We start from the raw sequence: 22023 nt of genomic DNA, 5'->3' as shown, positions 1-22023 counted from the left end.
CCTAGGGCGCGAGCCCGAGCTGGCGCAGGATGCCGAGTTCGTCGGGGCGGTTCCAGCGCTCCACGATGTGGCCGTCGCGGACCCTGAAGATGTTGGTTCCGTGCAGGGTCAGGGGGCGGCCCCCGGCCGGTGCCGGTACTCCGAGCAGTTCACCGCGTTGCGTCCCGCTCGCGGTGAAGTGCTCGACGACCAGGTCGTCCTCGGCGATCATCAGGTCCGGTTCGCTGTGCCAGTCGGGACAGGCCTCCCGGAACAGCGCGCCGGCGGTGCGGAAGCCTTCGCGGTCGCCGGGGCCGTTGAACGGGGGGTCGTGGTCGACGAAGTCCTCGGCGAGGTACTCGTCGACCGCGCCGAGGTCGCCTTTGGTGAACAGCGCGTCGATGAACGCGTGCACCAGGTCCTTGTTCTGGGTGAGGGTGGTCTCTGAGGTGCTCATGTCTTCAGTCTCGCGCTGTCCATAAACCGGCACAAACGGGGCGCCCTGTGGTCAGTTTCGGTGGACCAGCGGGTCCACGCAGAGGCCGATGATCGGCACGCACAGACTCGGCCGACTCGCCGCCGGGGCAGGGGAGTTGGCGGCCCGGCTGGGTGTCGGCGGCGTGGGTGTCGGCTCCGGGTTCGGCGCCGCGCTCGTCGCGGGTGCCTGGGCGCTCGGCGCGGTGACCGGGGCGTGGGGCTGTGGGGCGGTGCCGGGTGCCGTCGTCGGCTGTGGAGCGGTCGTGGGGGCCGCCGTCGCGTACGGAGTCGGTACGACGCCGGAGGCCGTGGTCGGGGTCGGGCTCGCGCCGCCCATCACCGAGGTCGCGGAGGGGATCGCGGTGGGGAGCGCCGTGGGGAGCGATGTGGGGTCGGCGCTGATCGTGGCGGCGGCGTTGGCCGGGTGCCCGGCGCCGCTCTGCTCCGCGTCCACGTCCGGGCTCGGTTCCGCCTCCGCCGTGCCCACTCCGCCGACTCCCGACTCGGGCGTCAGCCGTACGAGGCTCAGCACCCCGGCGGCCACGGCGAGCCCGCCGAAGGCCAGCAGGACCTTGCGGGGCCGGGGTCGGCGGTGCCGGCCGCGCGGGGTCCGGGGAAGGGGTGGCTCCATGTCCGCGGTGGCCTCGGCCGGCTCCGCCTTCGTGGTCGTCGTCACGAACCCTCCCCTGTCGTGTGGCGGACGCACGTTATGCGCTTCTCCGGGCGGTGCGGCGGGAGTTGGGCGCCATGTCACCCGAACGGGGAAGGGCCGTGCGATGATCGGGGCGAGTTCTGTTAACCCACGTTAACCAGGAGGGCGTCATGGGCGAGGAACGGTTCGGGGAGTTCGTGCTGGTGCGGCGGCGGGAGTACGTCGCCGAGCTCGTCCTGGACCGGCCCAAGGCCATGAACGCCGTGTCCACCGCGATGGCCGGGTCCATCGCCGCGGCCTGTACGGCGCTGGCGGCGGACCGGGACGTCCGGGTCACCGTGGTGACCTCCTCGCACGAGCGGGCGTTCTGTGTCGGCGCGGACCTCAAGGAGCGCAATTCCCTCACGGATGCGGAGCTGGTACGACAGCGGCCGGTCGCCCGGGGCGCGTACACCGGTGTCCTGGAACTCCCGATGCCGACGATCGCCGCCGTGCACGGGTTCGCGCTGGGCGGTGGCTTCGAACTGGCCTTGTCGTGCGACCTGATCGTGGCCGACGGCACTGCCGTGGTGGGGCTGCCGGAGGTGTCCGTGGGTGTCATTCCGGGGGGCGGCGGTACGCAGTTGCTGCCTCGGCGGGTGGGGGCGGCTCGGGCGGCCGAACTCATCTTCACAGCGCGGCGGTTGGAGGCGGCCGAGGCGGCGGAACTGGGGCTCGTGGACGTCCTGGTGGAGGCGGGGCGGGATCGCGAGGAGGCGCTCGCTCTGGGTGCGCGCATCGCCGCGAACTCGCCGGTCGGGCTGCGGGCGGCCAAGCGGGCGCTGCGGCTCGGGCACGGGTTGGATCTGCGGGCCGGACTCGAGGTCGAGGACGCGGCGTGGCGGTCGGTGGCGTTCTCGGGGGACCGGGCGGAGGGCGTGGCGGCGTTCAACGAGAAGCGGAAGCCGCAGTGGCCCGGTGAGTAGCGGCTCTTACGGCGCGTAGACACCTGTTCGCCGCATCAATGTCCCGGTATGTCCTAAAACTCCCTAGCCTGGAACGATGGGAGAGGACAGGCGGCTGGCCGCCGTGGTGGAGCTGGCGCAGGGGATGGCGGCGGCGCACACCCCGCGCGAGTCCTGGCGGGCGGCGGCGACCGGGGCGTGCCGGGCGCTGGCGGGGAGTTTCGCCGCGTTGTCGGTGTGGGAGCGGGAGCTGGGGCGGCTGCGGGTTCTCGTCAACGTGGGGGAGCGGGCGGCGGGCGAGGAGGAGTTCCCGGACGGTGAGACCTATCCGGTGCACCAGTTCCCCGAGATCACCGAGTTCCTGCACGAGCGGTGGGCCGGGGGTGGCGAGCCCAACGCCTGGGTCGAGACCGCGGAGGGGCTGGCCGCGGGCCGTCCCGGGTACTGCCATCAGCGGGTGGCGGCGCTACGGCGTCGTAGGCGCGGGTGTTGTGTGGTCGCGCCGATCGTGCTGCACGGGCGGGCGTGGGGTGAGTTGTATGTGGCGCGGGCGGTCGGGGCGCCGGTGTTCGGGCGGGCCGACGCGGATTTCGCGACCGTGCTGGCTTCCGTGGTCGCGGCCGGGCTCGCGCAGACCGAGCGGCTGGAGGAGGCGCGGCGGCTGGCCTTCACGGACGCGCTGACCGGGCTCGCCAACCGGCGGGCCGTGGATGTGCGGCTCGACGAGGCGGTCGAGCGGCATCGGCGGGACGGGGTCGTGGTCAGCCTGGTGGTGTGCGACCTCAATGGGCTCAAGCGGGTCAACGACACCCGGGGGCATGCGGTCGGGGATCGGCTGCTCGAACGGTTCGGGTCGGTGCTGTCGTTGTGCGGGGCGATGCTGCCGGGCGCGCTTGCCGCGCGGCTCGGTGGGGACGAGTTCTGTCTGCTCGCGGTCGGGCCGCCCGCCGATGAAGTGGTCGACGCGGCGACCGAACTGTGCCGCAGGGCCGCCGAGTTGGAGCTGGGCGAGGGTGTCGCGTGTGGGGTTGCCTCGACCGAGGATCCGATCGGGGCGGTGCGGTCCGGCCGTCGGCTGTTCAGGCTGGCTGACGCGGCTCAGTACCGTGCGAAGGCGCTGCGTGCGGATCGGCCTGTCGTGGCAGGGCGGGATGGTCCGGATGATCCGGTGGTGCGGCTTGCGGACTCGCCTACCCCGGAGATGCCGGCGGAGCGGCGGCGGTTCCGGGGGCGGCGGGCGTGAGGGGTGGTTCGCCCCCGGTTCGTGGTGGGTCGGTGCCGCGTCGGGGGGTATCCGTCCTCGGAACGGCGCGGAATCGGTCTCTCAAGATCGCAGCCGTGTTGACGCGCCAACCGCTGCGGGCGGACACCCCCCGACACGTCACCTTCGCGCCGTACGCGGGTGGCGGCCGTGCCGGGCCAGTGACCTATCTGTAAGGGTCTAAGTGGGTACCCGGTAGTGACACTGTCGCATTCAATGCGTACGCTCCTGAATATGGATATGCACACTGTGGTGGTGGGGACGTCCGGAGTCACCGCGTCCGACGTTCTTGCCGTGGCGCGTGGGGGCGCCCGGATCGAGCTTTCGGGTGAGGCCGTCTCGGCGCTCGCCGCTGCGCGGGAGATCGTGGACGCGCTGGCCGCCAAGCCGGAGCCCGTGTACGGCGTCAGCACCGGGTTCGGGGCGTTGGCGTCGCGGCACATCAGCCCGGAGTTGAGGGCTCAGTTGCAGCGCAACATCGTTCGCTCGCATGCCGCCGGGATGGGGCCTCGGGTGGAGCGGGAGGTCGTGCGGGCCTTGATGTTCCTGCGGCTCAAGACCGTGTGCTCGGGGCACACCGGTGTGCGGCCCGAGGTCGCGCAGACCATGGCCGATGTGCTCAACGCCGGGATCACGCCCGTCGTCCATGAGTACGGTTCGCTTGGGTGCTCCGGCGACCTCGCCCCGCTCTCCCACTGCGCCCTCACGCTCATGGGCGAGGGCGATGCGGAGGGTCCGGATGGTGTCGTGCGGCCCGCCGGTGAGTTGTTGGCCGAAGCCGGGATCGTGCCTGTCGAGCTGCGGGAGAAGGAGGGGCTTGCCCTTCTCAACGGCACCGACGGGATGCTTGGCATGCTGGTCATGGCGCTCGCCGATCTGGACATGCTCTACAAGTCCGCCGACGTTACGGCAGCGTTGAGTTTGGAGGCGCTGCTCGGTACCGACAAGGTGCTCGCGCCCGAGCTGCACGCCATTCGGCCGCATCCGGGGCAGGGTGCCAGTGCCGCCAACATGCTTGCCGTGCTTGCCGGTTCGGAGCTCACGGGGCATCACCAGGACGGCGCGCCGCGGGTTCAGGACGCGTACTCGGTGCGGTGTGCTCCGCAGGTCGCCGGTGCGGGGCGGGACACGATCGCGTATGCCCGGGTGGTTGCGGAAAGGGAGTTGGCGTCGGCCGTCGACAATCCCGTTGTGCTGCCTGATGGTCGGGTGGAGTCCAACGGCAACTTCCATGGTGCGCCCGTGGCTTACGTTCTTGACTTTCTTGCCATCGCCGCTGCCGATCTCGGTTCTATCGCCGAGCGGCGTACCGACCGGCTGCTGGACAAGAACCGGTCGCACGGGCTGCCGCCGTTCCTCGCGGACGACGCCGGTGTCGACTCAGGGCTGATGATCGCCCAGTACACGCAGGCCGCGCTGGTGAGTGAGATGAAGCGGCTGGCCGTGCCTGCCTCCGTCGACTCGATTCCGTCCTCCGCCATGCAGGAGGACCATGTCTCCATGGGGTGGTCGGCCGCGCGTAAGTTGCGCACTGCTGTCGGCAACCTCACTCGGATCCTTGCGGTGGAGCTGTATGCGGCCACGCGTGCGGTGGAGTTGCGTGAGGGGCTGGCTCCGGCGCCTGCGTCTCGCGCTGTTATCGATGCCGTACGGGCGGCGGGAGTCGAGGGGCCGGGGCCCGATCGGTTCCTGTCTCCCGACCTGGCGGCGGCAGAGGCGTTCGTGCGTGACGGGTTCGTGGTGGAGGCCGTGGAGAAGGTCACCGGGCCGCTGCTGTAGGGGAGTTGGGGCCCGGCTGTGGCAACTGCCGGGCCCCGTACGTCACTTCAGCTTGGCGGACTGGGCGGTGATCACCGCGGCCGGGATGGTGTAGGCCTTCTGCGACATCAGGGCGCCGAGGTTGACCGTGTAGTACGTGACCAGGGTGTTGCCGTGCCGCACCACCTCGGTGTGCACGGTGCCCGTCTCGCCGCCGGAGTCCTCCATCACGGCGGTCGCGCCGAACGCCACCGACTCGTCGCCGGTGTCCGAGGCCTTCTCGGCCGTGACCCCGGTGTACTTCGTGCCGTCGGAGCCGGGGACGAGGGTGAAGCCGCCGGCGCAGGTCTTGACCGCGTCGGAGATGGTCTTGAACGTCTTCTCGGCGCCGTCGCCGTCGTACGAGGACAGACCGACGACCGTGGTCGTGCGGTCCAGTGCGGAACCGAACGCGTCCTCGAACTCCTCCTCGCTCATGTCCTCCACGGACTTGGACGGGGTGGCGGAGGTCTTCTTCGCCTCGGTGACCATCTTGTTCGTGGCCGCGGCCGCGTCACCCGGCGCCTGCCCGGCCATCGCCCAGGCCAGCGGGCGGCACTGCGCCTTGTCGACGGTGACGGCGCTCTTGGTCGCGGGGAAGGTCTTGCCGACCGATCCGACCTCGTAGCCGGTGACATCGCCCTTCGCGAGGGCCAGCTTCTGCAACTCGGCGGCGGTGAGCGCCTTCGAGGAGTTCTTGGTGGTGCCTTCGGTGGTGCTCTTGGCGTCGGCGCTCTTCGCGTCGTCCGAACCGCCGTCGGAGCAGCCGGTGATGAGGGCCAGCGACAGTGCGCCCACCGCGACGGTGACGCACAGCCGTATGCCCGATGATCTCTTCATGAGCGGACTATGAAGCTTGAGTCAAGTAATCGTCAAGCAAGTTAAAACCCGAGTCGCTCCCGTCGCACCGAATACGCCACGAAACCGGCGCCGAGACCGAGGAACACCGTGCCGCCGACGATGTACGGCGTGGTGTCCGGGCTTCCGGTGTCGGCGAGGTGGGTGTCGTCCGAGAAGGTGGTGACGGCTGTCGAGGTCACCCTTGCCTGCTGGGTGACCTGGGAGGTTGGCGTCGCCGAAGTCTCCACTCTCACCTGGTCGGTCACCGTCGCGTTGGCGGAGGGGACGAACCACAGGGCGCCCAGCAGGGTGCCCGCGGCGGTGGCGGTCAGCATCGTTCGGCGAGCGGTTGACACGGAATATCGATCCCCTTGTGGCGCTGGCGAATTGGCCGTGTGGAGCGATGCTAATGAACAGTGCGGGTCGCGGGAAAGTCACGGTGGCTGTGGGCCGTACGCTCCCGGCATGAGCACTCCAGAGACATCACGTTTTGTACGCCTTCGTGTCGAACTCGTTCTTGAAGTCGAGAACGAGGACGCCGTGACCAAGGCCGCGCTGGCCAAGATCGCCGACGATCCGGAACTGCCCGGTGACGAACGGGTGCACGCCGAGAGCGCTGTGACGGAAGACACCGCCGAGGCTCTCGCCTATCTCGTGGACCCGTTCGACCTGGTCGGCGAGATGCCCGGGGTCGAACTGGCCCAGGCCTCATGGAGCAGTGAGGAGATCGACTACGACCCGGATTCGCCGGATTGGGACCTCGACGAGGATGATGTCGACGGCGATGAGGAAGCAGACGGGACGGCAGTGGTCGGCTGAGCCGTGCACGGGACCGAGTGACCCCGGGCGGCAACCGCTGTCCGGGGTTTCGTCGTCTCAACGGTTCCGGGCGTCACAGTGGACGTGGTGTGCCCCACAGATAGTGGGTAAGCGGAACGGGATGCACCAGTCGTAGCGTTGGATTCTTAAGAACTGTTTAACGGGGCGCTCGGGTTTTCGGCGATTGGCAACGATGGAGAAGCGTGTGATGACGGACAGTAAGCGGCGCAGGGGTCTTGTGGCCGCGTCCGCACTGCTCGGCGGTGTGCTCGTGCTCACGGCGTGTTCCGGCAGCGACGACAAGTCGTCCGGCAGCGATTCGAGCCAGAGTTCACAGTCGAAGGCCGACGAGGCGGCGGCGAAGAAGTCGTCCGAGGCCCAGATCAAGATCACACCGGCGGACGGTTCGGACAACGCCTCCATCAACAACTCGGCCGCCGTCACGGTCAGCAAGGGCACGCTCACGGCCGTGACGATGACGACCGCGGACGGTACGGCCGTCGCGGGCGCCATCTCCGCCGACAAGCTCAGCTGGAAGCCCAGCGCCCAGCTGGAGCGCTCCACGACGTACAAGGTCGCGGCGACGGCAAAGGACTCCGCCGGTCTCGCCGCCCACGAGAACGCCTCCTTCACCACGGTCTCCCCGGCCAACAGCTTCATAGGGAACTTCACTCCCGAGGACGGTTCCACGGTCGGCGTCGGCATGCCGGTCTCGATCAACTTCAACAAGGCGATCACCAACAAGGCCGCCGTCCAGAAGGGCGTCACCGTCACGTCCAGCAGCGGCCAGGAGGTCGTCTGCCACTGGTTCAACACCCAGCGGATGGACTGCCGTCCCGAGGACTACTGGAAGGAGAACTCCACCGTCACGCTGAAGCTCGCGCTCGACGGCGTCGAGGGCGCCTCCGGGGTCTACGGCGTGCAGCAGAAGACGGTCACCTTCCACATCGGCCGCAACCAGGTCTCGTACGTGGACGCGAAGTCGAAGACGATGAAGGTCGAGCAGGACGGCAAGGTCGTCAAGACCATCCCGATCTCGGCCGGTTCGCCCGAACACACCACGTACAACGGCCAGATGGTGATGTCCGAGAAGTTCGTGCAGACCCGGATGAACGGTGCGACGGTCGGTTTCACCGACGATGACGGCAAGGGCGAGTACGACATCAAGGACGTCCCGCACGCCATCCGCCTCACCAGCTCCGGCACGTTCATCCACGGCAACTACTGGGGCTCGCCGTCGGTCTTCGGCAGCGTCAACACCAGCCACGGCTGCGTGGGTCTCCAGGACGTGAAGGGCGCGGGCGACAAGAACATGCCGGCGGCGTGGTTCTACAACAACTCGATCGTCGGAGATGTCGTGGTCATCTCCAACACGGGTGACAAGACGGTGGCTCCGGACAACGGCCTCAACGGCTGGAACATGGACTGGGCCCAGTGGAAGGCGGGTTCGGCGGTCTGACCCGACCCGACCCGACCTGCCAACTCCGGTTCGCTTGAAGGCGGTTGCCCCTTGCTGGGGGTGGCCGCCTTTTCGCTGCCCGTCTCAAGTGGTCCTGGGCGAGGGGCGGTTGACGGAGGAGTCGAGGAGAGCCCGAAGACGCCTGATCTCTGCGACCAGTTGAGGGACGGCCTGCCTGGTCATGGCGATGAACGCCGCGTTCTCGTCCCAGCGCCCGTCGGCGCAGTCCACGTACCGCGGCTGCTGAACCAGCGTCGCCGCGATCAGCTCGCCGTGGTCGAACTCGGGCCACCGCTCGCCCAGTCCGGTGTCCTCGGCCGTACTGACGGCGACCAGGCTCATGGCGTAGTCGTCGTCGAGACTCCTGACGAACCACGGACCCGGCGTGGCGGCCGAGCACAGCTCCTCGATCCCGTCGAGGTCGAGTTCCGGGCCTCTTGAGCTGGGACTTCGTGTCATTCCGGGAATCTATCGGTGCGCCGTGTCCCGCGCCTCCGAAAATATCGCGGAACGGAACATCCAGGGCCCCTGTTGACAGCCCCGCAGAGGTTCATTCTTTGCCCACGGACAGCCTTCTCATCGTTCTCTTATGTCGGCCTTATGGCATCATCACGCGCTGTACCTAGCTTGCGGGCCATGTTCTTCACCTACCTGAGGCGCGAGTTGCGCCGCCGCAGAAAAGCGGCCCTCGTCGTCGCCTCCGGCCTCGCACTGGGCATTGCGCTGGTCATCGTGGTCAACTCCGTGTCCTCCGGCATGGGGAAGGCGCAGGACAAGGTCCTCCAGTCGCTGTACGGACTCGGCACGGACATGACCGTCACCAAGGCCGCCACGGCCAGCGCGAGCAGCTCGCAGCAGCCGCGGTTCCAGTTCGACGCCAACAACAACGACGACAGCAAGACGCAGAGCAGTGACCGCGTCATGGTCCAGGGCTTCACGACGCTGGCCTCCACCACCGTCACCAAGGTCGCGGGCCAGAAGGGTGTTTCCGACGCCGTCGGCGGGCTCAGCCTCAACGTCGTCAAGGTCGACGGCCAGTTCACCCGCGGCCAGTTCCAGCAGGACCAGGGCAGCGGCACCGGAGGCGGCAACCGGCAGGGCGGCGGCACCGGCGCGCCGCAGGGCGAAGTCACCGGTGGTGGCGCCAACTTCAACATCAACGCGTACACCGTCTACGGCACGGACGTCACCAAGCCCGCGCTCGGCCCGCTGACCTCCTCGAAGATCACCAGCGGCCGTACCTTCACCACCGCCGAGGCCAACTCCAAGGTCGTCGTCGCCGACTCGGCGTACGCCAAGGAGAAGAAGCTCAAGGTCGGGTCCACGGTCACGATCAAGAGCGTCAAGTACAAGGTCATCGGGATCGCCACCGCCACCAGCGGTGACGCGGCGGCCAACCTGTACATCCCGCTGACGCAGGCGCAGACCCTGAGCGGTGACAAGAACAAGGTCACCACGATCTACGTCAAGGCGACCGATTCCAAGCAGATCTCGGCCGTCAAGAAGACCATCACGAGCAATGTCTCGGGTACGACGGTCACCACCTCCGCCGACCTGGCCGACACGGTCTCCGGTTCGCTGTCCACCGCCTCCTCCCTCGCCACCAGCGTCGGCAAGTGGCTGTCGATCGCGGTCCTGATCGCCGCGTTCCTGGTCGCCGGTCTGCTCACCTCCTCGGCGGTGTCCCGCCGGGTGCGTGAGTTCGGCACGCTGAAGGCGCTCGGCTGGAAGTCGGGCCGGGTGACCCGGCAGGTGGTCGGCGAGGCCATCGTCAACGGACTGGTCGGCGGCGCCCTCGGTATCGCGCTCGGCCTGGCGGGCGCGTACGTCGTGACCGCGATCAGTCCCACCCTGTCCGCCTCCCTCGGCAACTCGGCCGGCGGCGCCGCCCGTCCGGGCGGTGGCGGCCCCGGCGGTGGCGGCGGCTTCGGCGGCGGCCGGCAGGCCGCGGCCAAGACGCTCGACGTCGCGCTCACCGCGCCCGTCAACGCCACCACCATCGTGCTCGCGGTCGGCCTCGCCGTAGCCGGCGGCCTGATCGCCGGCGCCTTCGGCGGCTGGCGCGCGTCGCGACTCCGCCCCGCGGACGCCCTCCGCAGAGTCGAGTAGCGGTAACTGCCGCGCCCCAAAGGGGCGCGGGGAACTGCGCGACCAGCCACGACGCAGCCGCAGACGAACGACGGCGCAATGGGGCCCGTCCCACGACGGGCCCCAACCCCCTTTACTTCCCCAGGAGTTGCACGATGTACGAACTAAGAGGCGTCACCAAGCTCTACTCACGAGGCAAGGAGACCGTCCACGCCCTGGACGGCATCGACCTCACCATCGGCGACGGCGACCGCCTCGTCATCCAGGGCCCCACCGGCGGCGGCAAGTCGACGCTCCTCCAGATGATCGGCGCCCTCGACAGGCCCACCGCAGGTGAAATCGTGCTGGACGGCATCGACTTGGCGAAGCTGTCGGAGGCCAAGCTCACCAAGGTCCGCAGCGAGAACATCGGCTTCGTGTTCCAGTCCTTCAACCTGATCCCGACGCTCACCGCGCAGGAGAACGTCGAGACCGCCCTCGTACCGCTGGGCGTGAAGACGAAGGAGCGGCGCCAGCGCGCCGCCGACGCGCTGGCGTCGGTCGGGCTCGCCGAGCGCCTCGGCCACCTCCCCGGCGAGATGTCCGGAGGACAGCAGCAGCGTGTCGCCATCGCCCGCGCGCTCGTCAAGCAGCCCAAGGTGCTGCTCGCGGACGAGCCGACCGGCAACCTCGACGAGTCGATGCGCGACGAGATCATGGACGTACTGGAGCGCATGTGGAAGGAGCACGGGCTGACCTTCATCATGGTCACCCACGACTCCGCCATCGCGAAGAAGGCGCCGCGTCTCGCCACCATCCGCAAGGGCAAGATCACGGTGAAGGAGAACGCGGCGTCCAAGTAACCGTCAAAGCAACGGTCCAAGCAACTCCGGTGCTGTGCAAGGGAGTTCGGCGGGCGCGATGGTCTCGTAGCGGAGTTTCCGCGGAGTGCACCCGGCGACTGGGTAACGGAGTCCACGCGGGCGGGTAACATTCCGCGGCCGTGCTTTCTCACCCTCCTCTCATCTCTTGAGCGGTTGATCACCCCTCGGCATACTGCGTGTTCCGGGGGGTGTACGCACAGGTGTGCGAGCTTTCCCCCGGCCGGGCGGATGGGGAAATCCGCCCGCTACCTGGACTCCTGGGGGAGTTGTGCGCAGACAAGTGAAGAGAGCGTGCGCGGCCGGTGTCGCCACGGCCGCCGCCGTCGCCCTCACCGCCGGCCTGACCAGCCCGGCATCGGCGAAGCCCGAACAGGGCGAGCGGAGCGCGACCGGCTCCGCGCTGCGTACGGCCGGTGCCGCGCGGGCCCGGCTGGCCGGCGAACACCACCTCACCCTGATCACCGGCGACCGCGTCACCGTCGACGCCAAGGGCCGGGTCGTGGGCCTCCAGCCGGCGAAGGGCCGTCAGCACATACCGGTTCAGGTGCGGAGGATCGCCGGGCACACGCTGGTCGTCCCCGCCGACGTGGGCCGTCTGGTCGCGACCGGCAGGCTCGACCAGCGGCTCTTCGACATCACCGAACTCGACAAGTCCGCCGAACGCGCCTCCCAGAAGGCCGGGTTGAAGGTCATCGTCGGCTACCGGGGCGCCGCCACCGCCACCAAGGCCGACGTCCGCGACGCGGGCACCCTGCGCCGGTCCCTGACGACCCTGAACGCCGATGCCGTCCAGACCCCGCAGCGGGACGCCCACGAGCTGTGGGACGCCGTCACCAACGGCGACAGGACGGCCTCCGGCATCGCGCACATCTGGCTCGACAGCGTCCGCAGGACCGCCCTCGACACATCGGTGCCGCAGATCGGCGCCCCCAAGGCATGGGCGGCCGGCTACACCGGCAAGGGCGTCAAGATCGCCGTACTGGACACCGGAGTCGACGCCGACCACCCGGACCTCAAGAACCAGGTCGTCGAGGCCAAGAACTTCTCCACCGCCGCCGACACGAAGGACCGCGTCGGGCACGGCACGCATGTCGCGTCCATCGCGGCGGGCACCGGCGCGCTGTCGCACGGCAAGTACAAGGGCGTCGCACCCGGCGCGAAGATCCTCAGCGGCAAGGTCCTCGACGACAACGGCCTGGGTGACGACTCCGGCATCCTCGCCGGGATGGAGTGGGCGGCCCAACAGGGCGCCGACATCGTCAACTTGAGCCTCGGCGGTCAAGACACCCCGGGAATCGACCCGTTGGAGGCGGAGGTCGACAAGCTCTCCGCCGAGAAGGGCATCCTGTTCGCCGTCGCGGCGGGCAACGACGGCTCGGAGTCGATCGGTTCGCCCGGCAGCGCGGACGCGGCCATCACGGTCGGCGCGGTCGACCGCAACGACAAGCTCGCCGAGTTCTCCTCCACCGGCCCGCGCCTCGGCGACGGCGCCGTCAAACCGGACGTCACCGCGCCCGGCGTCGACATCACGGCGGCCGCCGCCCCCGGCAGCCTCATCGACCAGGAGGTCGGCGAGAACCCGCCCGGCTACCTGACCCTCTCGGGCACGTCGATGGCGACCCCGCATGTCGCGGGCGCCGCCGCCCTCCTCAAGCAGGAGCACCCCACGTGGGGCTACGCCGAGCTGAAGGGCGCGCTGACCGGGTCCGCGAAGGGCGGCAACTACACGCCGTTCCAGCAGGGTTCGGGCCGTATCGCCGTCGACAGGGCCATCAAGCAGACCGTGATCGCCGACCCGGTCTCGGCGAGCTTCGGCATCCAGCAGTGGCCGCACACCGACGACACCCCGGTCACCCAGCAGCTCACCTACCGCAACCTCGGCACCAAGGACGTGACCCTCAACCTCACGGTAGCGGCCACCGACCCCAAGGGCCGCACGGCTCCCTCGGGCTTCTACAAGCTCGGCGCCACCAAGGTGACCGTCCCGGCCGGCGGCAGGGCCTCGGTCGGCCTCACCGTCAACACCAAGCTGGGCGGCACGCTCGACGGCGCCTACTCCGCCTATGTGACGGCGACGGGCGACGGCCAGAGCGTCCGTACGGCCGCGGCCGTGGTGCGCGAGGTGCAGTCGTACGACCTCACGCTGAAGTTCATCGGCCGTGACGGCGCCCCGGCCCCCTACTACGACGCCACGGTGGTGGGCATCTCCGGCCTGGGCAACGGCGGCTACTTCACTCCCTACGACGCCTCGGGCACCGTCAAGGTCCGTGTGCCCAAGGGCGGTTACATCCTCGACACCTCGACCTACGTGGACCCGGACGACCTCACCAAGGGCGTCGACTGGATCGCCCAGCCCAAGCTGGACATCTCCAAGAACACCTCGGTGACCGTCGACGCCCGCACGGCCAAGCCTGTCGACATCACGGTCCCGGACGCCGGCGCCACAACGGTCTTCGCGGCACCGGCCTACGCGGTCACGACGCCGGACGGGGCCGGTGCCGGCTTCACCAGCTTCCTGCCGACGTACGACAACTTCCGCACCGCACACCTCGGTCCGCGGATCACCGACGGTTCGCTGTCCGAGCAGTGGGACGCGCACTTCGCCAAGGGCACCGACGAGCAGTACGACACCACCACCGTCGCCAAGGTCAAGCAGCTCGCCACCGGCTACACCAAGCACTACAAGGCGAGTGAACTCGCCACGGTGAAGACCCACTTGGGTGCCCCGGCGAGCGGCAAGACCGGCGTGGTGTCCGCCTTCGGCGTCCTGCCCGACGGCGTCGTCGTCATCGGCTCCTCCGCCGTCTCGCAGAAGCTGCCCGGCACCCGCACCCTGCACGTCTCCACCATCAACGGGGTGCAGTGGGAGCTGGGCCTCGAGCAGGACGGCGCGCCCGACGCGAACGGCGACCCGATCCCGGAGGCCTTCTACTCACTGAACGACCTCCAGACCTTCAAGGCCGGTCGGACCTATTCGCGGACCTTCAACACCGCGGTCTTCGGCCCCCGTCTCACCGCCGACTACGGCGTGTTCCGCAACGGCAACGAGATCGCCGGGCTGCTGCCCCTGTTCGCCGACTCCCAGGGCAACCCGGGCTCGTCGACGTTCACCTCGGTCAACACGACCCTGTACCGCAACGGCACCAAGGTCGGCTCCAACAAGGACCCGCTGTTCGGCGATGCCACGTTCAAGGTCCCGGCCGCCAACGCCGCCTACAGGCTGACCACTTCGGTCATCCGCAGCGTCAAGGTCGCCGCCGCCTCCACCCGGATAGACGCGAGCTGGACCTTCTCCTCGAAGAAGCCGTCCGGTTCCGGCTTCGCCCAACTCCCCGTCTCCACCGCCCGTTTCCACGCGGTCACCGGCCCGGACAGCCGCGTCGAGGCCGGAAAGAAGGTGACCTTCCCGGTCACCGTCGAGGGCGCGGCGGCCGGCCGCAACCTCAAGTCGCTCGGCGTGTGGGTGTCGTACGACTACGGCCAGACCTGGAAGAAGCTGACCGTGGTCAACGGCAAGATCACCGTCACCAACCCGGCCAAGGGCAAGGCCATCTCCTTCCACGCCAAGATCGCCGACAAGCAGGGCAACAAGTCGACGGTCTCGATCTACAACGCCTACTACGCCAAGTAGGCAAGGAAGCCGGCAGAGTTGAAGCGGACGGCCCGCCGGAAGCACACCTTCCGGCGGGCCGTCCGTGTTTCCCTGGGATCATGACCGCCGCCGTCACCGCCATGATCACCGCTGTCGTCGGTGTGCTCGGTACGCTCTTCGCGCCCGTCCTCAGTCAGCGCCTCACCGCCCGGCAGCGTGCCGAGGACGCCCAAGTCACCGAACGCAGGCGGCTGTTCGAGGAGCGCCGGGACGCGTACACGGCCATGAACCGTTCCTCGCGGCAGTTCCACGAGCTGCTCAAGGACGCCCTGCATCGCGTCCGTGACGGCGTCTACACCGAGTTGGAGCGCGACCAGCTGGAGGAGGCGCGCCGCGAATACCGGGACCGCTACGCCGAGGCGCAGATGGTCGTGCCCGAGCGCGTCCTGGACGCGTCGCGTGCGGTGAACGCGGTCCTCGCGGACATCGACGCCGTCGTCAAACGGCTCGATCGAGGGCTGGCCCGGGACGGCGAGAGCGCCGAGCAGGCCATGCTCGACCTGACGGAGGTCGTGCCCCGGCTGTCGGCGATGCGGCAGCTGATGCGGGCCGACCTCGGTGTCACGGAGTGAGCCCGGGGCGGTCGGCCGACGCTCCCGCGCGGGTCGCGTCCGTGCCCCAACTCGCCAGCAGGCGAAGGGCGTCGGCGGACGGGGAGCCGGGCTCCGCGTGATAGGTGATCAGGGCCTGGTCGGTGCCGTCCGACAGCCGGAAACCCTCGAAGTGCAGAGTGAGGTCACCGACCAGCGGATGGTGCAGGCGCTTGACGCCGTAGGTCTTCTCCTTGACGTCGTGGGTCGCCCACAGCCGCCTGAACTCCTCGCTCTTCACGGAGAGTTCGCCCACCAGCGCGGACAGCCGCGGGTCGTCCGGGCAGTAGCCCGCGTCCATCCGCAGCATGCTGACGATGTCCGCCGCCTTCTGCTCCCACTCCACGAACAGGTCCCGGTACTCGGGCCGCAGGAACACCAGCCGCGCCCAGTTCCGCTCCTGCGGCGGCAGCTCCGACCAGTCGCCGAAGACAGCCGCGGCCATCCGGTTCCACACCAGGATGTCCGTGCGGCGGCCCGTGATGTACGCCGGGACCGTGTCGATCGAGTCGAGCAGCTGCCGTAGCGGCCCGCGCACGTGCTGGGCCGGGGCCGACGACTTCTTCTTGTGCTGCTTCGGCTTCGCCAGGTGGGTGAGGTGCGAGGACTCGGCGTCCGTCAGGCGCAGCGCGCGGGCGATCGCGTCGAGGACCTCCGCCGACACGTTCCGCCCGTTGCCCTGTTCCAGGCGCGTGTAGTACGCCACCGACACGCCGGCCAGCTGCGCCAGCTCCTCGCGCCGCAGCCCGGGCACCCTGCGGTGCCGCCCGAAGTCCGGCAGCCCGACGTCCTCCGGCTTCAGCCGGGCCCGCCGGGTGCGCAGGAACTCGCTGAGTTCGGCGCGCCGGTCCAGCGGCCTGCCGGGGTCCAGGGGCTCGGTGGCGGATTCGGGCTGTTCGTCCATGTGCTCCAGTATTCCCGGTCGTACGTCCATGAGCCTGACCTCGCTGGTGGTAGGCACAGCGGACGTACGCAGAACCGTGGCCTGGGTAGCCCTCGGCCTTTCGGGCAGGCTGTTCAGCGTGCCCGGCCGGAAGGCAGCCGGGCGCACATCCCCCTAGGAGAGTGTTCCGGCATGACCACCACAGTCGCCGCATACGCAGCCCCCGCCGCCAAGGCTCCCCTGGAGCGCACCACGATCGAGCGCCGGGCGGTCCGCGAGTTCGACGTCCTGATCGACATCAAGTTCGCCGGCATCTGCCACTCGGACATCCACCAGGCCCGCGAGGGCTGGGGCGAGGCCATCTTCCCGATGGTGCCCGGCCACGAGATCGCCGGCATCGTCTCCGAGGTCGGCCCCGGTGTCACCAAGTTCCGGGTCGGGGACCGGGTGGGCGTCGGCTGCATGGTCGACTCCTGCCGCGAGTGCGACAACTGCAAGGCCGGCCTGGAGCAGTACTGCACCGGCGGCAACGTCGGCACGTACAACGCGCTCGACAAGAACGGCGAGCCCACCTACGGCGGCTACGCCGAGAAGATCGTCGTCGACGAGAACTACGTCCTCGGCATCCCCGAAGGCATCTCCCTCGACGTGGCCGCCCCGCTGCTCTGCGCCGGCATCACCACCTACTCGCCGCTGAAGCACTGGAACGCCGGCCCCGGCAAGAAGGTCGCCATCATCGGCATGGGCGGCCTCGGCCACATGGGCGTCAAGATCGCGCACGCGCTCGGCGCGGAGGTCACGGTCCTCTCGCAGACCCTGAGCAAGAAGGAGGACGGCCTCAAGCTCGGCGCCGACCACTACTACGCGACCAGCGACCCGAAGACCTTCGAGGAACTGCGCGGCACCCTCGACCTGATCATCTCCACGGTGTCCGCTCCGCTGAACCTCGGCGCGTACCTCTCACTGCTGAGGACGGACGGCGCGCTGGTCAACGTGGGCGCCCCCGAGGAGCCCGTCTCCCTCAACCTGTTCTCCGTGATCGGCGGCCGCAAGACCCTCGCCGGTTCCGGCATCGGCGGCATCCGGGAGACCCAGGAGATGCTGGACTTCTGCGCCGAGCACGGCTTCGGCGCCGAGATCGAACTGATCTCGGCGGACCAGATCAACGAGGCGTACGAGCGGGTGCTGGCCAGTGACGTCCGCTACCGCTTCGTGATCGACACGGCGACGATCTGACTGCGTCGCTTTTAGGTGGGGCGCGGGGTGCGGGGCGTTGTCGAGTGCGGGTGCGTGGGGGCTGGTCGCGCAGTTCCCCGCGCCCCTGAAGGTCGGATCAGCACAGGCGCTTTTAGGGGTGCGGGGCGTGGTGTGTTGTCGGGTGCGGGTGCGTGGGGGCTGGCCGCGCAGTTCCCCGCGCCCCTAAAAGACAAGGACGCAGGGCGACCGGTGTTTTTCGACGCACTCGACAGCGCACCGCGCCCCTAAAGGCAGCTGTGCTGGTCCCACCTGAAGGGGCGCGGGGAACTGCGCGGCCAGCCCCCACCGGCCCGCAGCCCGCCGACGCAGCTCAGCCTCTCACCCTGTTCCGCCCCAGCAGCCACAGCAGATACGGCCCCCCGACCAGCGAGGTCAGCGCGCCGACCGGCACCTCCAGTGGAGGCAGGATCGTCCGCGCAGCGAGATCCGCCGTCACCAGAATCACCGCACCCGTCAACGCCGAGCACAGCAAAGGCAGTTGAGGCGTACGCGTGAGCCGGCGGGCCAGCTGCGGCGCGGTCAGCGCGACGAACCCGATCGGCCCGGCCGCCCCCGTCGCCGTCGCGGCCAGCACCACCCCGAGGACCGTCAGGGCGAGCCGCGTCCGGTCCACCCGCACCCCGAGCGAGGCAGCGGTGTCGGCGTCGAGCCCGAGCGGCCGTACGGCCCGGCTCGCCCACACCAGCGCGGGCAGACACACCAGCAGTACGACGGCCAGCGGCCCCGCCTGCTCCCAGCCGCGCCCGTTGAGCGAGCCGGTCAGCCACAGCTTCACCTGCTCGGCGGCCTCCAGCTCACTGTCGGCGAGATACAGCTGCACGACGGCCGACAGCGCGACCCCGATGCCAACACCGGTCAGGACGAACCGACTTGGCTGCATCCCGTGGCGCCACGCCAGCACGTACACGAGCGCGGCGGCGGCGAGTCCCCCCACCACGGAGACGACGGGCATCGCACCGGGCGAGGCGACAAGACCGGTGGACAGCGCGAGCACGGTCGCGGCGGCGGCACCGTGCCCGACCCCGATCACGTCCGGGCTGGCCAGCGGATTCCGCGTGACGGTCTGCACCAGCGCCCCCGCGAGCCCCAGCGCCACCCCGACCAGCGCCCCCAGCACGATCCGCGGCACCCGCAACTCGTTGACGACAAGGTCGTAGGGCCCCGAACCGGTACGCAGCGTGTGCCACACCTCGGCGGGCGGGATGTAGGTCTGGCCGAGGCAGGCGGCGGCGCTCATCGCAACGGCCAGCAGCAGTACGAGGGTTACGGCCACGGCGGCCGAACGGCGGTGCAGGACAAGGGAGATGGAGGGGCGGGGGCGGAGGACCGTGACGCCGGTGGTGTTCATAGGGCGGTTCCCCGGCGCCGTACCAGCACCACCAGCACCGGTACCCCCACCAGCGCCGTCATCACCCCGGCCGGTACCTCCGCCGGCGCCCGCACCACCCGGCCCGCCGCGTCCGCCGCGACCAGCAGCGCCGCACCGAGCAGCGCCGACAGGGGCAGCAGGGCGCGGTGTCCGCCGGAGGTGAGGCGCCGGGCCAGGTGCGGGACGGCCAGGCCGACGAACGCGATCGGACCGGCCGCCGCCACCGCCGACGCCACCAGCAGAGTCGCCCCGAGCGCCGCACACACCCGTACGACCCCCACCCGATGCCCCAGCGCCCGCGCCGTCTCGTCCCCGAGCGCCAGCGCGTCCAACCCACGCGCACAGGCCAGCACCAGCACCGCGCCCGCCGCCAGGAACGGCAGCATCCGTACGACGGTGTCGGCGTCCCGCCCGCTCAGCGAGCCGACCTGCCAGAACCGGAACTGGTCGAGCGTGGCCGAACTGGAGGTCAGGACGACGGTCGTACCACCGGCGGTCATCGCGGACAACGCCGTACCGGCCAGGGCGAGTTTGACCGGGGACGCGCCGCCCCGGCCGCGCGCGGCGATGCCGTAGACCAGGCAGGCGGCGAGGACGGCACCGGCGAAGGCGTACCAGACGTAGCCCTCGAAGCCGCTCGCGAGGCCGGTCGCGATGGCGAGGACGACACCGGCCGCCGCGCCCTGGCTGAGGCCGAGGATGCCCGGGTCGGCGAGCGGGTTGCGGGTGACGGCCTGGAGCGCCGCGCCCGCCACGCCGAGCGCCGCGCCCGCCGTCAGTCCGATCTCGGTGCGGGGCAGCCGCAGCGACCGTACGACGAGCGCGTCCGGTGAACTCCCGCCATGGAGAAGGGCGTTGAGCACGGCGGACGGGGGGATCTGGCGGGTGCCGACGGCGAGGCTGAGCAGCACGGCGGCGGCCACCGCGAGGGTGGCCGCCGGCCAGGCGAGGCGTTTGAGGCTCATGACCTTCATGACCTTGTGGAACTCACTACTTGCTGATGTCCTCGGCGAGTTGGAGGACGACGAGGCGCGCGGCGGTGGGGCCCGCGTTGAGGTACCAGGGGTCGTCGTCGACCTTCACCGCGTGCCCGGCCTCGACCGCCTTCATCGACTTCCACAGCGGTCCGGCGAGGACGCTCGCCGCGTCGGTCTTGCCCGCGTCGCCCTGCACCGAGTAGAAGATCCAGTCACCGTCGGCCGAGTCGATGCTCTCCGCGCCGATGTCCTGCGAAATCGCTTTGAACTGCTGCGACTTGGGCCGGTCCAGGCCCATGTCCACGGCGATCGAACCGGTGAAGGACGAGACACCGAACATCCGGGTCCTGCCGGGCGTGAACCGCAGCATCGACACGGAGGTCTTCGACAGCGCCTCGCCCTTCTCGTGCGCGTCCTCGACGATCCCGTCGAGCAGCTCCTGCGCCTGCTGCCCCTTGCCGATCGCGTCGCCGACGAGCAGCAGGTCGCGCTTCCAGTTGATGCCGTTGCCGGCCGTGATGACGGTCGGCGCGATCTTCGACAGCTTGGGGTAGAGGTCGCCGAGCGAGTCGTTGGCGAGGATCAGGTCGGGCTTCGCGGCGGCCAGCGTCTCCAGGTTGGGCGCGGTGCGGGTGCCCGCGTCCGTCATCGCCGCGAGCTTCGACTTGTCCGAGGGGAAGGCCTTCGCGAGGTAGTCGGGGACGAGCCCGGCGTTCTCGGCGCGGGTCGTGACCGCCGGGACGGTGCCCAGGGAGAGTAGGTCGTCGAGCTGCCCGGTGCTCAGTACGGCGATCTTCGTGGGCTTCGACTTGATCGTCGTCTTGCCCTCGAAGTGGGTGACGGTCCGGGGGAAGGTCCCGTCGGTGTCGGTGTCCGCGCCCATGCCGGTCGCGAGGGTGCTCGGTGCGGCGGACGGGCCCTCCGAGGCGCCGATCACCTTGTTCTGCGAGCCCTCGGTCGTCTTCTCGGCATCGTTGTCGGCGGAGGAGGACGAGCACCCGGCCAGCAACCCTCCGACGACGGTCACGGCGGCCACCGCCGTGACAGCCTTCCTCTTGAACGCACGCACTGTCACTGTCACTCCGACTCTCCGCTGAAAACTGGCCAGGTAAGGCTTACCTTATCTTGCCGTCGTGGCGGGTCGGCCAGGGGGTTCGACGGGTTCAGCGGGTTCAGCCGGTTCAGTGGGTTCAGCGGGTGAAGAACGGCTCGCCGGCTCCATCGGACCGTACGAGCTCGTCACACTCTTTCGCCGCCCGGAGTCATACCGGTGAGGCCGCCGCACGAGGCCGGCCCGGACTGAGGAGAGACATGATGGGGACACCGATCCTGGTCACCGGTGGCACGGGCACCCTGGGCAGTCAGGTCGTACCGCTGCTGCGCGCGGCCGGCCACGACGTACGCGTCCTGAGCCGGCACGGGCGCCCCGCCGCGGACGGCGTCGAGTACGTCACCGGCGACCTGCTGAAGGACGAGGGCGTGGTGGCGGCGGTCGCCGGCACGGAGACCGTGCTGCACCTGGCGGGCGGTCAGAAGGGCGACGACGTGGCGACCCGCAACCTGTTGCGGGCCGCGTCGGATGCCGGAGTCCGCCACCTCGTCTACATCTCGGTCATCGGCGCGGACCGCGTCCCGCTCGCGTGGCTGCGCACCAAGCTAGACGCCGAGCGGGCGGTCGCCGATTCGGGCATCCCGTGGACGACCCTGCGTGCGGCCCAGTTCCACGACCTCGCGCTGACGATGGTCGAGAAGATGACGAGGCTCCCGGTCCCCGGCGGCCTCCGTCTCCAACCCGTGGACGTGCGTGAAGTGGCCGCCCGGCTGGCCGAGTTGACCCTGGGCACCCCGGCGGGCCCGGTGCCGGACCTGGCAGGCCCCGACGTCCACGACATCGCCGCGCTCGCCGCCCCGTACCTGAAACTGCGCGGCAGGCGCCCACGCCCGAAGCTGCCGGTCCGGATCCCCGGCAGGGTGGGGCGGGCCTACCGGGAGGGGGCGAATCTGACGCTGGAGGGCGCGGAGACCGGGAAGGTGACGTGGGAGGAGTTCCTGGCGGAGCGGGTGGGGAGGTGACGTAGCGGCGGACCGGTCCGGCGCGGCTGGAATCATGGCGCGC

Annotated in this window: 20 protein-coding genes; 11 read left to right on the top strand and 9 right to left on the bottom strand. The window is 69.8% G+C overall.

What is annotated here, in order from left to right; all coding sequences use genetic code 11:
- Window position 1: 1 nt before the first annotated feature.
- Complete coding sequence (locus tag JHN45_RS20080; RefSeq protein ID WP_200711668.1) at window positions 2-436, bottom strand: ester cyclase; 435 nt, start codon at window positions 434-436, stop codon at window positions 2-4.
- A 51-nt stretch (window positions 437-487) separates the two neighbouring features.
- Window positions 488-1132 carry a hypothetical protein gene (locus tag JHN45_RS20075; RefSeq protein WP_307783141.1) on the bottom strand — a complete coding sequence of 215 codons (645 nt, stop codon included), beginning with the start codon at window positions 1130-1132 and terminating at the stop codon, window positions 488-490.
- A gap of 146 nt (window positions 1133-1278) precedes the next feature.
- On the opposite strand from JHN45_RS20075, the gene JHN45_RS20070 reads away from it, so the two are divergent.
- The 3 genes from JHN45_RS20070 to hutH all read left to right on the top strand — a co-directional run bounded on the left by JHN45_RS20070 (window position 1279) and on the right by hutH (window position 5092).
- A complete protein-coding gene (locus tag JHN45_RS20070) occupies window positions 1279-2073 on the top strand; it encodes an enoyl-CoA hydratase/isomerase family protein (RefSeq protein ID WP_201049903.1) in 795 nt (264 codons plus the stop codon).
- A gap of 76 nt (window positions 2074-2149) precedes the next feature.
- Entirely contained in the window at window positions 2150-3295 is a 1146-nt protein-coding gene (locus JHN45_RS20065; RefSeq protein ID WP_201049902.1) for a sensor domain-containing diguanylate cyclase, read from the top strand.
- A 258-nt stretch (window positions 3296-3553) separates the two neighbouring features.
- Window positions 3554-5092, top strand: coding sequence for a histidine ammonia-lyase (gene hutH / locus JHN45_RS20060; protein WP_200712197.1), 1539 nt, complete (start codon window positions 3554-3556; stop codon window positions 5090-5092).
- A 42-nt stretch (window positions 5093-5134) separates the two neighbouring features.
- On the opposite strand, the gene JHN45_RS20055 is transcribed toward hutH, so the two are convergent.
- Window positions 5135-5950 (bottom strand): hypothetical protein, encoded by an 816-nt coding sequence (locus JHN45_RS20055; protein WP_200712145.1) that lies wholly within the window; start codon window positions 5948-5950, stop codon window positions 5135-5137.
- A gap of 41 nt (window positions 5951-5991) precedes the next feature.
- Window positions 5992-6285, bottom strand: coding sequence for an LAETG motif-containing sortase-dependent surface protein (locus JHN45_RS20050; RefSeq protein WP_200712198.1), 294 nt, complete (start codon window positions 6283-6285; stop codon window positions 5992-5994).
- Window positions 6286-6415: 130 nt separating this feature from the next.
- Here JHN45_RS20050 and JHN45_RS20045 point away from each other — a divergent pair, with 130 nt between their 5' ends.
- Together JHN45_RS20045 and JHN45_RS20040 are read left to right on the top strand one after the other, a co-directional pair.
- A complete protein-coding gene (locus tag JHN45_RS20045; RefSeq protein WP_200712146.1) occupies window positions 6416-6769 on the top strand; it encodes a hypothetical protein in 354 nt (117 codons plus the stop codon).
- A 208-nt stretch (window positions 6770-6977) separates the two neighbouring features.
- Complete coding sequence (locus JHN45_RS20040; protein ID WP_236583834.1) at window positions 6978-8228, top strand: Ig-like domain-containing protein; 1251 nt, start codon at window positions 6978-6980, stop codon at window positions 8226-8228.
- An 84-nt stretch (window positions 8229-8312) separates the two neighbouring features.
- On the opposite strand, the gene JHN45_RS20035 is transcribed toward JHN45_RS20040, so the two are convergent.
- Entirely contained in the window at window positions 8313-8687 is a 375-nt protein-coding gene (locus JHN45_RS20035) for a hypothetical protein (protein WP_201049900.1), read from the bottom strand.
- 177 nt (window positions 8688-8864) lie between these two features.
- Between JHN45_RS20035 and JHN45_RS20030 the strand changes: the two genes are divergently transcribed.
- The 4 genes from JHN45_RS20030 to JHN45_RS20015 all read left to right on the top strand — a co-directional run bounded on the left by JHN45_RS20030 (window position 8865) and on the right by JHN45_RS20015 (window position 15403).
- Window positions 8865-10337 (top strand): ABC transporter permease, encoded by a 1473-nt coding sequence (locus JHN45_RS20030; protein ID WP_200712149.1) that lies wholly within the window; start codon window positions 8865-8867, stop codon window positions 10335-10337.
- A gap of 134 nt (window positions 10338-10471) precedes the next feature.
- Complete coding sequence (locus JHN45_RS20025) at window positions 10472-11158, top strand: ABC transporter ATP-binding protein (protein ID WP_200712150.1); 687 nt, start codon at window positions 10472-10474, stop codon at window positions 11156-11158.
- 301 nt (window positions 11159-11459) lie between these two features.
- A complete protein-coding gene (locus tag JHN45_RS20020; protein ID WP_201049912.1) occupies window positions 11460-14810 on the top strand; it encodes a S8 family peptidase in 3351 nt (1116 codons plus the stop codon).
- An 80-nt stretch (window positions 14811-14890) separates the two neighbouring features.
- Window positions 14891-15403 carry a hypothetical protein gene (locus JHN45_RS20015; RefSeq protein WP_201049899.1) on the top strand — a complete coding sequence of 171 codons (513 nt, stop codon included), beginning with the start codon at window positions 14891-14893 and terminating at the stop codon, window positions 15401-15403.
- On the opposite strand, the gene JHN45_RS20010 is transcribed toward JHN45_RS20015, so the two are convergent.
- Window positions 15393-16325 carry a helix-turn-helix domain-containing protein gene (locus tag JHN45_RS20010; RefSeq protein WP_200712199.1) on the bottom strand — a complete coding sequence of 311 codons (933 nt, stop codon included), beginning with the start codon at window positions 16323-16325 and terminating at the stop codon, window positions 15393-15395. The genes JHN45_RS20015 and JHN45_RS20010 overlap by 11 nt on opposite strands.
- Before the next feature lie 171 nt (window positions 16326-16496).
- Here JHN45_RS20010 and JHN45_RS20005 point away from each other — a divergent pair, with 171 nt between their 5' ends.
- Window positions 16497-17540, top strand: a complete 1044-nt coding sequence (locus tag JHN45_RS20005) for an NAD(P)-dependent alcohol dehydrogenase (RefSeq protein WP_201049898.1) — start codon at window positions 16497-16499, stop codon at window positions 17538-17540.
- A gap of 331 nt (window positions 17541-17871) precedes the next feature.
- Here JHN45_RS20005 and JHN45_RS20000 read toward each other — a convergent pair whose 3' ends face one another.
- The 3 genes from JHN45_RS20000 to JHN45_RS19990 are packed head-to-tail and all read right to left on the bottom strand — an operon-like array spanning window position 17872 to window position 20943.
- Window positions 17872-18909: an iron chelate uptake ABC transporter family permease subunit gene (locus tag JHN45_RS20000; RefSeq protein WP_201049897.1), complete on the bottom strand. Its 1038-nt coding sequence runs from the start codon at window positions 18907-18909 to the stop codon at window positions 17872-17874.
- Window positions 18906-19895, bottom strand: coding sequence for an iron ABC transporter permease (locus JHN45_RS19995; protein ID WP_201049896.1), 990 nt, complete (start codon window positions 19893-19895; stop codon window positions 18906-18908). The genes JHN45_RS20000 and JHN45_RS19995 overlap by 4 nt, the downstream gene beginning before the upstream one ends.
- A gap of 25 nt (window positions 19896-19920) precedes the next feature.
- Window positions 19921-20943: an iron-siderophore ABC transporter substrate-binding protein gene (locus JHN45_RS19990; protein ID WP_307783144.1), complete on the bottom strand. Its 1023-nt coding sequence runs from the start codon at window positions 20941-20943 to the stop codon at window positions 19921-19923.
- A gap of 278 nt (window positions 20944-21221) precedes the next feature.
- Between JHN45_RS19990 and JHN45_RS19985 the strand changes: the two genes are divergently transcribed.
- Window positions 21222-21980: an SDR family oxidoreductase gene (locus JHN45_RS19985; protein ID WP_201049910.1), complete on the top strand. Its 759-nt coding sequence runs from the start codon at window positions 21222-21224 to the stop codon at window positions 21978-21980.
- The last annotated feature ends 43 nt before the right edge of the window (window positions 21981-22023 follow it).

Source organism: Streptomyces sp. MBT53 (genome assembly GCF_016654115.1).
Taxonomy (GTDB): domain Bacteria; phylum Actinomycetota; class Actinomycetes; order Streptomycetales; family Streptomycetaceae; genus Streptomyces.
The sequence above is the reverse complement of the archived record's forward strand: the minus strand, read 5'-3'. Positions and strand labels throughout refer to the sequence as shown.

Bases quoted from the DNA above. Each gene is read 5' to 3' on its own strand.
- JHN45_RS20055 (WP_200712145.1), bottom strand. From the start codon at position 5,950: ATGAAGAGATCATCGGGCATACGGCTGTGCGTCACCGTCGCGGTGGGC.
- JHN45_RS20050 (WP_200712198.1), bottom strand. From the start codon at position 6,285: ATGCTGACCGCCACCGCCGCGGGCACCCTGCTGGGCGCCCTGTGGTTC.
- JHN45_RS20080 (WP_200711668.1), bottom strand. From the start codon at position 436: ATGAGCACCTCAGAGACCACCCTCACCCAGAACAAGGACCTGGTGCAC.
- JHN45_RS19995 (WP_201049896.1), bottom strand. From the start codon at position 19,895: ATGAGCCTCAAACGCCTCGCCTGGCCGGCGGCCACCCTCGCGGTGGCC.
- JHN45_RS20005 (WP_201049898.1), top strand. From the start codon at position 16,497: ATGACCACCACAGTCGCCGCATACGCAGCCCCCGCCGCCAAGGCTCCC.
- JHN45_RS20010 (WP_200712199.1), bottom strand. From the start codon at position 16,325: ATGGACGAACAGCCCGAATCCGCCACCGAGCCCCTGGACCCCGGCAGG.
- JHN45_RS20070 (WP_201049903.1), top strand. From the start codon at position 1,279: ATGGGCGAGGAACGGTTCGGGGAGTTCGTGCTGGTGCGGCGGCGGGAG.
- JHN45_RS20045 (WP_200712146.1), top strand. From the start codon at position 6,416: ATGAGCACTCCAGAGACATCACGTTTTGTACGCCTTCGTGTCGAACTC.
- JHN45_RS20025 (WP_200712150.1), top strand. From the start codon at position 10,472: ATGTACGAACTAAGAGGCGTCACCAAGCTCTACTCACGAGGCAAGGAG.
- JHN45_RS20030 (WP_200712149.1), top strand. From the start codon at position 8,865: ATGTTCTTCACCTACCTGAGGCGCGAGTTGCGCCGCCGCAGAAAAGCG.
- JHN45_RS20035 (WP_201049900.1), bottom strand. From the start codon at position 8,687: ATGACACGAAGTCCCAGCTCAAGAGGCCCGGAACTCGACCTCGACGGG.
- JHN45_RS20040 (WP_236583834.1), top strand. From the start codon at position 6,978: ATGACGGACAGTAAGCGGCGCAGGGGTCTTGTGGCCGCGTCCGCACTG.
- JHN45_RS20065 (WP_201049902.1), top strand. From the start codon at position 2,150: ATGGGAGAGGACAGGCGGCTGGCCGCCGTGGTGGAGCTGGCGCAGGGG.
- JHN45_RS20015 (WP_201049899.1), top strand. From the start codon at position 14,891: ATGACCGCCGCCGTCACCGCCATGATCACCGCTGTCGTCGGTGTGCTC.
- JHN45_RS20000 (WP_201049897.1), bottom strand. From the start codon at position 18,909: ATGAACACCACCGGCGTCACGGTCCTCCGCCCCCGCCCCTCCATCTCC.
- JHN45_RS19985 (WP_201049910.1), top strand. From the start codon at position 21,222: ATGGGGACACCGATCCTGGTCACCGGTGGCACGGGCACCCTGGGCAGT.
- hutH (WP_200712197.1), top strand. From the start codon at position 3,554: ATGCACACTGTGGTGGTGGGGACGTCCGGAGTCACCGCGTCCGACGTT.